At 42.9% G+C, this 13,270-nt stretch carries 14 protein-coding genes; 7 read left to right on the top strand and 7 right to left on the bottom strand.

Annotation, left to right across the window (positions count from 1 at the left end):
• Positions 1 to 82 precede the first annotated feature (82 nt).
• Positions 83 to 991, bottom strand: coding sequence for an oxygen-dependent coproporphyrinogen oxidase (hemF, locus tag PTE_RS03275; protein ID WP_036843168.1), 909 nt, complete (start codon positions 989 to 991; stop codon positions 83 to 85).
• A gap of 134 nt (positions 992 to 1,125) precedes the next feature.
• On the opposite strand from hemF, the gene PTE_RS03280 reads away from it, so the two are divergent.
• Positions 1,126 to 1,557 carry a GNAT family acetyltransferase gene (locus PTE_RS03280; protein ID WP_036843169.1) on the top strand — a complete coding sequence of 144 codons (432 nt, stop codon included), beginning with the start codon at positions 1,126 to 1,128 and terminating at the stop codon, positions 1,555 to 1,557.
• Positions 1,558 to 1,598: 41 nt separating this feature from the next.
• Here PTE_RS03280 and PTE_RS03285 read toward each other — a convergent pair whose 3' ends face one another.
• Entirely contained in the window at positions 1,599 to 2,015 is a 417-nt protein-coding gene (locus tag PTE_RS03285) for a YgiW/YdeI family stress tolerance OB fold protein (RefSeq protein WP_036843531.1), read from the bottom strand.
• A 172-nt stretch (positions 2,016 to 2,187) separates the two neighbouring features.
• Here PTE_RS03285 and PTE_RS03290 point away from each other — a divergent pair, with 172 nt between their 5' ends.
• The 6 genes from PTE_RS03290 to cysM all read left to right on the top strand — a co-directional run bounded on the left by PTE_RS03290 (position 2,188) and on the right by cysM (position 7,900).
• On the top strand, positions 2,188 to 2,796 hold the full coding sequence (locus PTE_RS03290) for an RpoE-regulated lipoprotein (RefSeq protein ID WP_036843170.1): 609 nt from the start codon (positions 2,188 to 2,190) through the stop codon (positions 2,794 to 2,796).
• A 246-nt stretch (positions 2,797 to 3,042) separates the two neighbouring features.
• On the top strand, positions 3,043 to 4,065 hold the full coding sequence (locus PTE_RS03295; protein ID WP_036843171.1) for a sulfate ABC transporter substrate-binding protein: 1,023 nt from the start codon (positions 3,043 to 3,045) through the stop codon (positions 4,063 to 4,065).
• A complete protein-coding gene (gene cysT / locus PTE_RS03300) occupies positions 4,065 to 4,898 on the top strand; it encodes a sulfate/thiosulfate ABC transporter permease CysT (protein ID WP_036843172.1) in 834 nt (277 codons plus the stop codon). Before PTE_RS03295 ends, cysT begins: the two co-directional genes overlap by 1 nt.
• Positions 4,898 to 5,743 carry a sulfate/thiosulfate ABC transporter permease CysW gene (cysW, locus tag PTE_RS03305; RefSeq protein WP_036843173.1) on the top strand — a complete coding sequence of 282 codons (846 nt, stop codon included), beginning with the start codon at positions 4,898 to 4,900 and terminating at the stop codon, positions 5,741 to 5,743. The genes cysT and cysW overlap by 1 nt, the downstream gene beginning before the upstream one ends.
• A gap of 14 nt (positions 5,744 to 5,757) precedes the next feature.
• Entirely contained in the window at positions 5,758 to 6,846 is a 1,089-nt protein-coding gene (gene cysA / locus PTE_RS03310; protein WP_036843174.1) for a sulfate/thiosulfate ABC transporter ATP-binding protein CysA, read from the top strand.
• 139 nt (positions 6,847 to 6,985) lie between these two features.
• A complete protein-coding gene (gene cysM / locus PTE_RS03315) occupies positions 6,986 to 7,900 on the top strand; it encodes a cysteine synthase CysM (RefSeq protein ID WP_036843175.1) in 915 nt (304 codons plus the stop codon).
• A 111-nt stretch (positions 7,901 to 8,011) separates the two neighbouring features.
• On the opposite strand, the gene crr is transcribed toward cysM, so the two are convergent.
• The 5 genes from crr to cysZ form a co-directional block, all read right to left on the bottom strand.
• Positions 8,012 to 8,521: a PTS glucose transporter subunit IIA gene (crr, locus tag PTE_RS03320; RefSeq protein ID WP_036843177.1), complete on the bottom strand. Its 510-nt coding sequence runs from the start codon at positions 8,519 to 8,521 to the stop codon at positions 8,012 to 8,014.
• A 48-nt stretch (positions 8,522 to 8,569) separates the two neighbouring features.
• The gene (gene ptsI / locus PTE_RS03325) at positions 8,570 to 10,297 is read right to left on the bottom strand and encodes a phosphoenolpyruvate-protein phosphotransferase PtsI (RefSeq protein ID WP_036843178.1); all 1,728 of its coding nucleotides are present in this window, start codon (positions 10,295 to 10,297) and stop codon (positions 8,570 to 8,572) included.
• Positions 10,298 to 10,481: 184 nt separating this feature from the next.
• Positions 10,482 to 10,739, bottom strand: a complete 258-nt coding sequence (ptsH, locus tag PTE_RS03330) for a phosphocarrier protein Hpr (RefSeq protein WP_021323875.1) — start codon at positions 10,737 to 10,739, stop codon at positions 10,482 to 10,484.
• A 601-nt stretch (positions 10,740 to 11,340) separates the two neighbouring features.
• The gene (gene cysK, locus PTE_RS03335; RefSeq protein WP_036843180.1) at positions 11,341 to 12,294 is read right to left on the bottom strand and encodes a cysteine synthase A; all 954 of its coding nucleotides are present in this window, start codon (positions 12,292 to 12,294) and stop codon (positions 11,341 to 11,343) included.
• Between the two features lie 115 nt (positions 12,295 to 12,409).
• Complete coding sequence (gene cysZ / locus PTE_RS03340; RefSeq protein WP_036843182.1) at positions 12,410 to 13,180, bottom strand: sulfate transporter CysZ; 771 nt, start codon at positions 13,178 to 13,180, stop codon at positions 12,410 to 12,412.
• Positions 13,181 to 13,270: the final 90 nt, after the last annotated feature.

Raw genomic sequence — 13,270 nt, forward strand, 5'->3', positions numbered from 1 at the left:
GCGAGGGATTTCTGTATTGGTCGTATTAAAAATATAAATAGTTAGGAATAATTGTTTATAATATTCCTAACATGATAAAAAATCATATCCAATTTTTTACTGGCAAAAAGTCAGTATATAAAGCAGCTTCCGCAGATCCTGGTTCAGGGTGATAGTCATATTCCCAGCGTGCTAATGGTGGCATGGACATTAAGATAGACTCTGTTCGCCCGCCACTTTGTAATCCAAATAGGGTTCCCCTGTCCCAAACCAGGTTAAATTCAACATAACGACCACGGCGATATAATTGAAATTGCCGTTCACGTTCACTCCATAATATGTTTTTCCTTTTTTCAACAATAGGCAGATAAGCAGAAATAAAACCTTTACCTATATCCTGAGTAAAGTGAAAACAATGTTCAAAATCAGGAGTATTTAAATCATCATAAAATAAGCCGCCAATTCCACGAGCTTCATTACGATGTTTAATATAGAAATACTCATCACACCATTTTTTATATTTTTGGTAGAGATTTTCTCCATATGGTTGACATATATTTTTGGCGGTAGTGTGCCAGTGAATAGCGTCTTCCTCAAAACCATAATAAGGTGTTAAATCAAAACCTCCACCGAACCACCATACTGGCGCTTCACCTTCTTTTTCCGCAATAAAAAACCGGACATTAGCATGGCTGGTTGGGATATAGGGATTTAAAGGATGAATAACCAGAGAGACCCCCATGGCTTGATAATTACGGCCGGCCAATTCAGGGCGATGGGCTGTTGCTGATGAGGGAAGCATGGTGCCTGATACATGGGAAAAATTAGCGCCGGCTTGTTCGAATATCGCACCTTCTTTCATAATTCGGCTGCGGCCACCACCGCCATCTTTCCGTTGCCAGCATTGTTCAATAAATTTCCCTTTGCCATCTGTCTGTTCCAGTTGTTGGCAAATTTCATTCTGTAATGAAAGGAAAAAAGATTTAATTTTATTGATGTTTGGTGTATTCATGATTCTTTTCTCAATAATGCAGTGATTGCTATATTATACCTATTGGTGATAGAGAACACATTTTCGTATTGATTCCGCTGCTAAAGCGAAGATAATGTGAAATGGTTATTTCAATAAAAACAGGTTGGTTAGGAATGGAAATTCGGGTATTTCGACAAGATGATTTTGAAGCAGTGATCACCTTATGGGAGCGCTGCGATTTACTTAATCCTGGTGTTGATCCTGAAATGGATATTGAGCGTAAGCTGACCCATGATCCTGACCTGTTTTTAGTCGCGGAAGTGGCGGGTGAAGTGGTTGGGACTGTTATGGGTGGTTATGATGGTCACCGTGGTTCGGCTTATTATTTGGGGGTTCATCCTGAATTCCGGGGACGGGGAATTGCGAATGCATTAATTTCACGGTTGGAAAAGAAGCTGATTGCCCGTGGTTGTCCGAAAATAATTTTTATTGTGCCTGAGGATAATGATGCCACTCTTTATATGTGCGAAAAGTTGGAATACGAAGATTGCCATCAGGAGAGTGTTATTTTCAGCAAGCGTCTGATTATTGATCAGGAATATTAAGTAGAAATGTGGCTGAATGAATCTCATTCAGCCAAAAATCATTAATTCAATTTAGTTACTTTTTTCACATCAACTGTCACGGAACTCCACTCTTTATCGACTTCACCTTCAAGGCGGACTTTATCCTGAGGTGTTATTGTTTGGCCATTCCAGTATTTATGATCAATTTCGACTTCAATAACGCCTGTGTTATCACGGAGTATGAAGTGATCACCACGAATACGGGATTCGATATTTCCCTCTAGCACGACCCAACTGTCATCCCACATATTTTTAACTTGTTCAGTGGTCGAAATTCTTACATTGTTATCGATAAAACCACCTTGTGGTGCTGTCTGGGTTTGGTGCTGGGTAGCATTTGGACCAGAAAAACCGCCAGATTGCATATGTGTGGTTTGAGCTGTTAATGGTGCACTGAATAAAGTAATCAGGGCAACGGTTGCAAGTGTTTTTTTCATCATATTGATCTCATTATGGTGACTTATTTTTAGAAAAACAGTATACAGCCAAGGGATATTTAATCAATGTGATATTCACTCATGGTTAATAATTTAAACTGTTCTCTGAAACTAACAATCGTGGTGTGATGTCTCAGTAGCCATCTCTGTATTTAATCAAAAGGAGCCAGTTATGCAGGAGTTTTCTTTAGCTAACATTTTGTCAGGATTACGTTTTGCCACAATAGGTTGTTCATTGTTACTGACCGGTTGTGCGGGCTCATCGGGTTTTTCATGGTCGAGTTTGTCGCCTTTTAGCTGGTTTGGTAGTTCGTTAAAAATCTCAGCTCAAGGGGTTGGGGAAATAAATAGTCTGACAGCAATGAATAAGGACGCGATAGATAAAGGGTTAGATGGGAAGTACCACTTACGCAGCGGTATGGAAACGAAAAATGGTCAGTTAATGACGGTATTTCAAGCGATGGAGGGTGATCAACTGAAAATAGAACTTTTTGGTCAGGCAGATGGAAAAGTCAGCCGTATCGATGTGTTGGATAAAGATATTGAAACCGTCTGGGGGACAAAGATTGGTACACCATTCTCGGCGCTGTATAACCGGGCATTTGATGCTTGCCGAAATGCGGTAAGTGAAACAGAGAAGAGGGCAGTTATCTGCGTATCTCCGCAGAGCAAGAATGTCAGTTATCTGTTTACAGGCAACTGGAATGGCCCGGAAGGTTTGATTCCTTCTGATGATGCTTTGAAAAACTGGAAAGTGGAACGTATCGTTTGGAAACGGTGAAAAGCCGTTTCTGAGTGAAAGCACAAACTGAGTCAGTTTGGTGAATTTGATGTGTTTATTGCGGAGCCATAGCCGGTCCGCATTTTTCAATTAAAAATCTTATTACTCCTGCCAGCTTATTGCGTTTCATACTTTCTAATTGCAATTCGGTATATTAAACAGCGATAGTTATCTACCCTGTTATAAATAAACTGGATACATTAGTCACCGGAGCGTTATTTGATGAAATAACGGATAAGGTGAGAAATGAAAAAGTATTCAGTAAACAATAAAATACTAAACGGACTGGTAGCAGTAACTTTATTGGGCAGCAGTAATGCCTTTGCTGTAGAGTTGTTAAACAGCTCTTATGACGTTGCGCGTGAGCTATTTTCTGCCCTTAATCCTGAATTTGAAAAACAGTGGAATGAGCAGCATCCACAGGACAAATTGATAATCAAACAATCTCATTCAGGCTCCTCCAAACAAGCGCTGGCAATTCTTCAGGGATTGCGGGCTGATGTGGTGACTTACAATCAGGTGACGGATGTGCAAATTTTGCATGATCGTGGCGATCTGATACCTGCTGATTGGCAGAGTCGTCTGCCAAATAGCAGCTCACCTTACTATTCCACCATGGCATTTCTGGTGCGTAAAGGTAATCCCAAAAATATTCGTAACTGGCATGACTTAGTACGTAAAGATGTCAAATTAGTCTTCCCAAACCCTAAAACTTCCGGTAATGGCCGTTACACCTATCTGGCTGCCTGGGGAGCGATTCAACAGGAAAATGACGGGGATCAGGGTAAAACCCGTGAATGGATGAAACGTTTCCTGAAAAATGTCACCGTGTTTGATACCGGAGGTCGCGGTGCAACGACTTCATTTATTGAACGTGGTTTGGGTGATGTGCTAATAAGTTTTGAATCTGAAGTAAGCAACATCCGTAAACAATATGGTGACGACAAATATGAAGTGATTGTCCCGTCAATAGGTATTCTGGCGGAATTCCCTGTTGCCTGGGTTGATAAGAATATTGTGAGAAACGGCACTGAGGAAGCGGCGAAAGCTTATCTGAATTATCTCTATAGTCCACAGGCACAGCAGATCATCACTGGCTTTAATTATCGTGTCAGCGATAAAAAAGTGATGGATCAGCAAAAAGCGCGTTTTCCAGAAACGAAATTATTCCGGCTGGAAGATCAGTTTGGTGGTTGGCCACAAGTGATGAAAACTCACTTCAATACTGGCGGCACACTGGATCAATTGCTGGCGGAAGGGCATAAGTAATGTTTGCGGTATCCAGTAAGCGAGTCTTGCCTGGCTTTGGGCTGAGTTTAGGTAGCAGTTTGTTCTATACCTGCTTGATTTTATTATTGCCCCTGAGTGCATTGGTTGTGCAGCTTTCCAGTATGACCTGGGAACAGTATTGGCAGGTTATTGCTAATCCCCAGGTCGTGGCGGCTTACAAAGTGACATTGCTGGCGGCAGCGGTTGCCAGTTTGTTCAATGCGGTGTTTGGTATGCTGATGGCATGGGTCTTAACCCGTTATCGTTTCCCAGGCCGTAGCTTACTGGATGGCTTGATGGATCTCCCTTTTGCGTTGCCTACTGCGGTAGCTGGGTTGACACTAGCAACGCTGTTCTCTGCTACAGGTTGGTATGGTTCGCTTCTTGGGTACTTTGATGTGAAAGTGGTGAATACCTGGCTCGGTATTGCGGTGGCGATGGCGTTTACCAGTCTGCCATTTGTGGTGCGAACTATTCAGCCGGTACTTGAAGAGTTGGGGCCGGAGTATGAGGAAGCGGCTCAGACATTAGGTGCCAGCCGCTGGCAAACTTTCTGGCGTGTAATCATGCCGGAATTATCTCCGGCTTTAATTGCCGGCGCCGCACTCTCTTTTACCCGCAGCCTAGGGGAGTTTGGTGCAGTGATCTTTATTGCAGGTAACATCGCATGGCAGACAGAAGTGGTATCGCTGATGATTTTCATCCGCTTGCAGGAGTTTGATTATCCGGCTGCCAGTGCCATTGCATCGGTTATATTGGCGGTATCCCTGATATTACTGTTTAGCATTAATACTCTGCAAAGCCGTTTTGGTAAGCGGATTGGAGGGCATTAATGGCTGAACTGTCTCAATTTTCTATTGCACAACGACCGCCTGTAAATTGGGGAAAATGGGGGCTTATCACGATAGGAGTCCTGTTTTCAGTCTTGCTGTTAGTGATCCCCATTGTGTGGATATTTATGACCGCCTTTTCTAAAGGGGTTGGGGTAGTCACGCAGAATCTGTTAGATCCTGACATGCTGCATGCTATTTGGTTAACGCTACTGATTGCATTGATCACCGTTCCGGTAAACCTGATCTTTGGCGTGATGATTGCCTGGTTGGTGACGCGTTTTCAGTTTCCTGGACGGCAATGTTTGCTGACGTTGATCGATATCCCGTTTGCTGTGTCGCCGGTCGTGGCGGGTTTGCTCTATCTGCTGTTTTATGGTTCGAATGGTTGGGCAGGAAGTTTGCTGGAACCCTATGATATTCAACTGATGTTTTCCTGGCCGGGCATGGTATTGGTCACAGTGTTTGTGACTTGCCCGTTTGTTGTTCGGGAACTGGTGCCGATGATGCTTAGTCAGGGAAGCCAGGAAGATGAAGCGGCAATATTGTTGGGGGCATCTGGTTGGAAAATGTTTTGGCGGGTGACATTACCCAATATCCGCTGGGCGTTATTATATGGTGTGGTTTTGACCAATGCCCGGGCAATTGGTGAATTTGGTGCTGTGTCAGTGGTATCCGGTGCGATTCGTGGTGAAACTTATACATTGCCGTTGCAGGTTGAATTATTGCATCAAGATTACAACACCGTAGGGGCATTTACTGCGGCGGCATTGCTGGCATTGATGGCAATTATCACATTGGTTGTTAAAAGTGCTTTGCAGTGGCGGTTAAGTCGCCAGCATAGTTAAGGTGGGAGCACAATATGAGTATTGAAATTAACAATATCAGTAAATATTTTGGTCGGACTCAGGTTCTGAGCGATATCACTCTGAATATTTTTTCCGGAGAAATGGTCGCTTTGCTTGGCCCGTCAGGCTCCGGTAAAACAACCTTGTTAAGGATTATTGCTGGTCTGGAACAACAGACTGCGGGGAAGCTGAGTTTCCACGGGCAGGATGTGAGTCGTATGCATGCTAAAGATCGTCAGGTTGGATTTGTCTTTCAGCATTATGCGTTATTCCGGCATATGACCGTATTCGATAACGTTGCTTTCGGATTGACCGTGTTGCCACGGCGTAGGCGTCCTGATACAGCGGCTATTCGCCGTAAAGTTATGGAATTGTTGGAAATGGTGCAATTGACACATCTTGCTGAACGCTATCCATCACAGCTTTCGGGTGGACAAAAACAGCGGGTAGCGCTGGCGAGGGCGTTGGCTGTTGAACCACAAATTCTGTTACTGGATGAGCCATTTGGTGCACTGGATGCTCAGGTAAGGATGGAACTACGCCGCTGGTTACGCAGGCTGCATGAAGAACTGAAATTTACCAGTGTCTTTGTGACTCATGATCAGGAAGAAGCTATGGAAGTGGCTGATCGGGTTGTTGTTATGAGCCAGGGGAATATTGAACAGGTAGGTACGCCACAAGAGGTATGGCGTTATCCGGCCAGCCGTTTTGTGATGGAATTTCTTGGTGAGGTTAACCATCTTCGTGGTGAGATTAAGGGATCCCAGCTTTTGATTGGCGGGCAGCATCTGCCTCTTAAGGTGACACCAATTCATCAGGGGAAGGTTGATGTATTCCTGCGCCCATGGGAAGTCATGATAAATTCGCAACCTACACCATCTAGTCCACTGCCTGTACAGGTGACTGAGGTCAGTCCTCGCGGGCATTTCTGGCAGCTTTCCGTCCAGCCTCTGGGCTGGCATCAGGAGCCGGTTGCTATTGTTTGGTTCGATGAAACGTCAGTACCGATAAGAGGCAGCCGTTATTTTATTGGTGGTACTGAAGCCCGTTTATATGCGGGTGATAAGCAATTGCAAACCCTTAGTTTAGCCCAGACAGCCTGACAATGATTTAAATTTTGGTTGGTACCAATTTGCTCATCTCCTTACCGTCTGGAGATGGGCATTTTTTATTTAAAGTCTTGCGATATATTTCTGAATATGGTTATTTCGCTGTTCTATTAAATAAAAATAGGTAATAGCTGTGACAAGCTTGGAACATTTTATAGGCAACACTCCGCTGGTAAAACTACAACGAATGACCGATAAGCTGGGTGTGGAAATATGGGTAAAACTTGAAGGTAATAATCCGGCAGGCTCAATAAAAGACAGGACAGCGCTGTCAATGATTCAGCAGTCTGAATTGCGGGGTGAAATTTTTCCAGGTGACGTATTGATTGAAGCCACCAGCGGAAATACAGGTATTGCGTTGGCAATGATTGCGGCAGTAAAAGGTTATCACCTTAAATTACTGATGCCTGATAATATGAGCCTTGAACGTCAGGCTTCTATGCGCGCTTATGGTGCGGAGCTTATTTTGGTGAGTAAAAACGTGGGCATGGAAGGCGCACGTGATTTAGCTCAACAAATGGAGCGTAATGGTGAAGGTAAAGTTCTTGATCAATTCAATAACCCAGATAACCCCTTAGCTCACTTTACTACTACAGGGCCGGAAATTTGGCAGCAAACACAAGGACGTATTACGCATTTCGTTTCCAGTATGGGAACCACGGGGACAATTACGGGTGTCAGCCGCTATTTAAAAAGCCAGGATAACCGTGTTCAGGTGATTGGTTTACAACCAGCAGAGAACAGCCATATTCCCGGTATTCGCCGTTGGTCGCCGGCTTATTTGCCCGGCATTTTTCGACAAGAGCTGGTGGATCAAGTGTTGGATATAACGCAGGAAGAAGCTGAAGAGACTATGCGTTTGTTAGCTCACAAAGAAGGAATTTTTTGTGGAGTCAGTTCTGGCGGCGCTGTTGCCGGTGCATTAAAGGTTGCGGCACAGAGTCCGGGTTCTGTCATTGTTGCGATTATTTGTGACCGGGGTGACAGATATCTTTCTACTGGCGTATTTAACAAAACTGCGGAATTCTCCTACCTAAATTCTCATTGAGAGTGAAGCGAATTTTTAGGATTAGGGGAGATGGATAGCTAACAGCCCATAGGGCTGTTAGCGGTCTGTAATAAAGGGGGATTTGGCTTGTAGACACCATGAAAATTATGGCTACTTTTTAATACGCATAATGGGTGTTTCACCAACAGTGACAGAACCACTCAGTTTGGACAATTCTTTAATTTCATCCATGTTGGAAATAACAACAGGTGTCAGGGTTGATTTCGCTCTTTCTTCAAGGAGTTTAAGATCAAACTCCAAAACTAAATCACCTTTCTGTACACGCTGACCTTCTTCAGCGATGCGCTTAAAACCTTCTCCTTTAAGCTCAACCGTATCAATACCAAAGTGGACAAATAGCTCAATGCCGTTGTCCGATTCGATAGAAAACGCATGGTTGGTTTCAAATATTTTACCGATCGTCCCATCAACTGGTGCAACTATCTTACTGCCGGCAGGTTTTATAGCGATACCATCGCCGACAATTTTCTCGGCGAAAACAACATCTGGAACATCTTCAATATTGACAATCTCACCAGATAACGGTGCGACTATTTCAATAGTGCCGCTGTTTTTTTTATCATCTGAAACTAGAGATTTCAGTTTATCAAACAGACCCATGAATCTTCTCCTAATTGTTTATACTGGACCGCGTTTTAACCGATATTGTTAGCAAAGTGTTTTTTCTTTGATAAATGTATCAACCAATTCTATCAACCCCTGAGCGGTAGACTGAGTAAGGGCTTGCTCAGCCAGCGCTTTTGCATCTTCGTAACGCGTATTACGAATGATTTTCTTGATGCGGGGAATAGAAATCGCACTCATACTAAACTCATCCAGCCCCATACCTAATAACAACAGTGTAGCACGTTCATCACCTGCAAGCTCGCCACACATCCCCGTCCATTTACCTTCAGCGTGTGAAGCGTCAATGGTTTGCTTAATCAGGCTCAATACTGCTGGTAGCATCGGGTTATAAAGATGAGAAATCAATTCGTTACCGCGGTCTACAGCAAGAGTATACTGAGTTAGATCGTTTGTCCCAATACTGAAAAAATCAACTTCTTTTGCCAGGTGACGGGCAATGACTGCTGAAGCGGGTGTTTCCACCATCACACCCACTTCAATTGCTTCATCGAATTTTTTACTTTCTTCACGAAGTTGACCTTTCAGCAATTCAAGTTCTGCTTTCAGCTGTAGTACTTCTTCTACAGAAATAATCATTGGAAACATAATACGTAATTTACCGAAAGCAGACGCACGTAAAATAGCACGTAACTGAGAATGTAAGATCTCTTTTCGATCAAGGCAAATACGAATTGCACGCCAACCAAGGAATGGATTCTCTTCTTTCGGTAGATTCATATAGGGCAGATTTTTATCACCGCCGATATCCATCGTACGTATAATAACCGCTTGGCTGCCCATTGCTTCGGCAACGGCTTTATAAGCTTGGAATTGTTCTTCCTCTGTTGGCAGCGCGTCACGATCCATAAATAGAAATTCTGTACGGTATAAACCGACACCTTCGGCACCATTGCGCTCAGCACCAGTAACATCACGGACGGTACCGATATTGGCACAGACTTCAACCTGATGACCATCAAGAGTTATTGCAGGCAGATCTTTCAGTTTCGCAAGTTCAGCTTTTTCTGCCAGATATTCGTTTTTGGCTTTTTTTAGCTGTTCAATTTTTGTATCAGATGGATTGATATAAATATGGTTATTTACCGCGTCCAGGATCAGGTAATCACCATTTTGGATTGCTGCTGTCGAATTGATGGTACCGACGATCGCTGGAAGTTCAAGAGAACGGGCCATGATTGAGGTATGGGAGGTACGGCCACCTAAATCAGTAATGAAACCAAGAACTTTTTCCAGATTGAGTTGCGCAGTTTCAGATGGGGTTAAATCATTGGCGACCAAAATAACTTCTTCTGAAATCGAGCCAAGATCGACAATCGGCATACCCAGAATGTTTTTCAACAAGCGTTTACCGATATCACGTACGTCTGTGGCACGTTCTTTCAGGTATTCGTCATCCAGCTCTTCAAGGGCTTGGGCCTGAGTTTCAATCACGGAATAAACCGCAGCATCTGCGGCTTTGAAATCGTTTTTGATTAACGAAATAATTTCTTGCTCAAGTTCTTCATCTTCCAACAGCATGATATGCCCTTCGAAGATTTCCGCTTTTTCTTCGCCGAGGTTTTTTGCCGCTATATTTTTGATGATTTCTAACTGAGATGAGGCTTTTTCACGACCTTGTTTGAAATGGGAAATTTCCTGTTCGACTTGTTCTTGACTGATTTTTTTCTGATTGATAATAATTGGGTCTTCTTTCAGTAATAATGCTTTACCGAAAGCGATGCCTGGTGATACTAATATGCCTGAAATCATGATGTTACCTAACTACTAATAATTATTCTTTAAAGAGCCAGCCCGCAGATGGTTTGCTGTTTTAGGAAATGCATTTAAACTGACATCCCCGGATAAAACTTTATCCGGGGATGAGGAACGGCTAAGTGAATATCAGTTTATTCACAATCTCTGAATCTTGACTGGCGTTGTGGTCAATGGAAGATTATTCCAGTTCTGCCATCAATTTAACCAGATGTTCAATCGCTTTTTGCTCATCTTCGCCTTCAGCAGAGATGGTCACAACAGTGCCTTGAGTGAGTCCTAACGTTTGTAGCTTAAACAAGCTTTTCGCACTGGCCGTTTTGCCACCGGAAGTCAGTGTAATGTCGGAGGAGAAACTTTTTGCTTCTTTAACAAACTGTGCAGCGGGACGGGTGTGTAGGCCATTTGGCGCAGTAATAGTGACTTCTTGCTGGAACATGACGTTTCCTCAATAACTTAGATTTTTGCTATGTAAGTTAAAAAATTGTAGTAAACAAATCTTAACTTGAGTATTCATTAACTGCCTATCCCAATAGGGCGATTTTATTTGCCTAAAGTGCGAGCCCGGCAATGTTTTGACAAAAGCGATAAATAGCTTTTGAACGCCCTTTAGTTTTGTCCGAAGGAGGAGAGAAACGAATCACTCCTTACGTACTATACGTTACTATGCGTACGCTCCGGACTATGCGCGCTGTTCGTGTTCACTATTCTTTCACAAGAACGGCCTGCATCAATTGCGTCTACTGGGATAGACTATAAGATTGATAATGTAATAAAAGATTTTATCGATTATCAAAAAAATTATTCTTTTCGATGCTTCTGATTGATAGTTTGAAGTAAAGATAGATCACAGGACTACTTAACTGAAACTACTACTTCTGTTAATTAATTTCGAGCATCGAAATAATTATTATTGGTTAAATACTAAACCCATTGTAAGAAATCATCTAGTAAAGTGTAAAAGTTTGATCTACTACACAGAAAAAGCACCATTTAGGTGCTTTTTTATCAATAAAACTAAGTAAGTTACTTAAATACTTTTATTCATCAGATAAGTCAGTAAACAATGCGCTGCTCAGATAGCGTTCACCTGATGAAGCCAGAATGACGACGATATTTTTATCTTTATACTCCGGTTCCTGAGAGAGTTTTACTGCGGCTGCAACGGTAGCACCGGAGGAGATACCCGCCAGAATGCCTTCTTTTATCATGATTTCACGAGCGGTTCTAATTGCCTCGTCATTACTGATTTTGAATACGCGATCAACCAGTTTCAGATCAAGGTTATCTGGAATAAAACCGGCACCAATGCCTTGAATCTTATGTGGGCCGGGCTTCACTTCTTCACCGGCCAGAGTCTGGCTGATTACCGGCGAGTCTTCGGGTTCTACTGCAACCGCAGTGATGTTTTTACCTTTGGTGTTTTTCAGGTAGCGGGTAACGCCTGTTAGTGTGCCGCCAGTACCTACGCCGGTAACAAATGCGTCTACTTCACCATCGGTATCTTCCCAGATTTCCGGACCAGTGGTTTTTTCGTGGATTTCCGGGTTTGCCGGATTGCTGAACTGTTGCAGGATAATATAGCGATCGGGGTCACTGGCCTGAATCTCATTGGCTTTCTCAATGGCTCCTTTCATCCCTTTAGCGCCTTCAGTTAGCACTAGATTTGCTCCCAGTACCTTCAGCAGCTTGCGACGCTCAATACTCATCGTTTCTGGCATAGTCAGCGTTAATTTATAGCCACGGGATGCTGCAACGTAAGCAAGCGCAATCCCGGTATTACCACTGGTTGGTTCTACCAACTCTTTTCCTGGCTGTAGGATACCGCGTTTTTCAGCATCCCAAATCATGTTAGAACCAATACGGCATTTTACACTAAAGCTTGGGTTACGGGACTCTACTTTCGCCAGAATACGTCCATTGCCAAAGTGTTTTAAGCGAATTAACGGGGTACGACCAATCGTTAAAGAATTGTCTTCATAAATTTTACTCATACTCGTCTTTCAACTCCCTTTAGTGATATCTGGTCAACGATACGCCAACAATCAGGTTATGGAAATATAGTTTGAATATATTCTTATCGTCTTAAAGAATAACATTTGACTGCATTTATTTTATAATACGCAACCCGTGTTGATCCCGATAGCGATCTACCCACATTGCAGTAGCCGCGCATACTGCGATAGGCATAATCACCAAATTGACAATAGGTATCATTGTCAAAATACTCACTAATGCACCAAATTGCAGATTATTCATTTTGTTTTGACGAAGGGCACTACGCATTGTTGGAAAACTGACTTTATGGTTATCAAATGGATAATCACAGTATTGAATCGACAGCATCCAGGCACTGAAAATAAACCAGAGCACAGGTGCGACAGTTTGCCCGATAACAGGAATAAAATAGAGAAGCAGTAAAACCAGGGCGCGTGGAATATAGTAGAGCAGTTTTACCAATTCTCGTTTCAGAATGCGTGGAACATCTTTTACCAGTTCCATAACTCCGGTATCCGGCGCAGAGGTTCCCGTTAAATCAGCTTCCAGTTTTTCCGCCAGTAATCCATTGAACGGAGCTGCTATGAAGTTCGCTATCGTGCTGAATAAATAAGTAAAAATCAGCAAAACAGACATCACTGCCAGTGGCCATAGAATGTAACTGAGCCATTGCATCCAATCCGGTACTTTGTTCAGTATCGAGGGGATCCAGTTTTCCAGTTGTTGGTAGAGCCACCAAAATGAACCACCAAGTAACAAAATATTTGCCAATAAAGGCAATAGAACAAATCTTTTAATACCTGGTCGAGTAATTAATCTGCAACCTTGCACCAAATACTGAAAGCCGCTCAAATTTTTTGGTGATTTTGTCAAATTAAGCATACTTCCTATTCTCTCCTGTATGATTGAAACGCTATCATATAGGTAGGATTTTCGACTGACTAGTCTTGTTCTGTATAAAAAAAAAGCAAA

This window comes from Photorhabdus khanii NC19 (assembly GCF_000517265.1).
GTDB classification, from domain to species: domain Bacteria; phylum Pseudomonadota; class Gammaproteobacteria; order Enterobacterales; family Enterobacteriaceae; genus Photorhabdus; species Photorhabdus khanii.

Bases quoted from the DNA above. Each gene is read 5' to 3' on its own strand.
- ptsI (WP_036843178.1), bottom strand. From the start codon at position 10,297: ATGATTTCAGGCATATTAGTATCACCAGGCATCGCTTTCGGTAAAGCA.
- PTE_RS03285 (WP_036843531.1), bottom strand. From the start codon at position 2,015: ATGAAAAAAACACTTGCAACCGTTGCCCTGATTACTTTATTCAGTGCA.
- hemF (WP_036843168.1), bottom strand. From the start codon at position 991: ATGAATACACCAAACATCAATAAAATTAAATCTTTTTTCCTTTCATTA.
- PTE_RS03295 (WP_036843171.1), top strand. From the start codon at position 3,043: ATGAAAAAGTATTCAGTAAACAATAAAATACTAAACGGACTGGTAGCA.
- cysK (WP_036843180.1), bottom strand. From the start codon at position 12,294: ATGAGTAAAATTTATGAAGACAATTCTTTAACGATTGGTCGTACCCCG.
- PTE_RS03290 (WP_036843170.1), top strand. From the start codon at position 2,188: ATGCAGGAGTTTTCTTTAGCTAACATTTTGTCAGGATTACGTTTTGCC.
- cysT (WP_036843172.1), top strand. From the start codon at position 4,065: ATGTTTGCGGTATCCAGTAAGCGAGTCTTGCCTGGCTTTGGGCTGAGT.
- crr (WP_036843177.1), bottom strand. From the start codon at position 8,521: ATGGGTCTGTTTGATAAACTGAAATCTCTAGTTTCAGATGATAAAAAA.
- PTE_RS03280 (WP_036843169.1), top strand. From the start codon at position 1,126: ATGGAAATTCGGGTATTTCGACAAGATGATTTTGAAGCAGTGATCACC.
- ptsH (WP_021323875.1), bottom strand. From the start codon at position 10,739: ATGTTCCAGCAAGAAGTCACTATTACTGCGCCAAATGGCCTACACACC.
- cysA (WP_036843174.1), top strand. From the start codon at position 5,758: ATGAGTATTGAAATTAACAATATCAGTAAATATTTTGGTCGGACTCAG.
- cysW (WP_036843173.1), top strand. From the start codon at position 4,898: ATGGCTGAACTGTCTCAATTTTCTATTGCACAACGACCGCCTGTAAAT.
- cysZ (WP_036843182.1), bottom strand. From the start codon at position 13,180: ATGCTTAATTTGACAAAATCACCAAAAAATTTGAGCGGCTTTCAGTAT.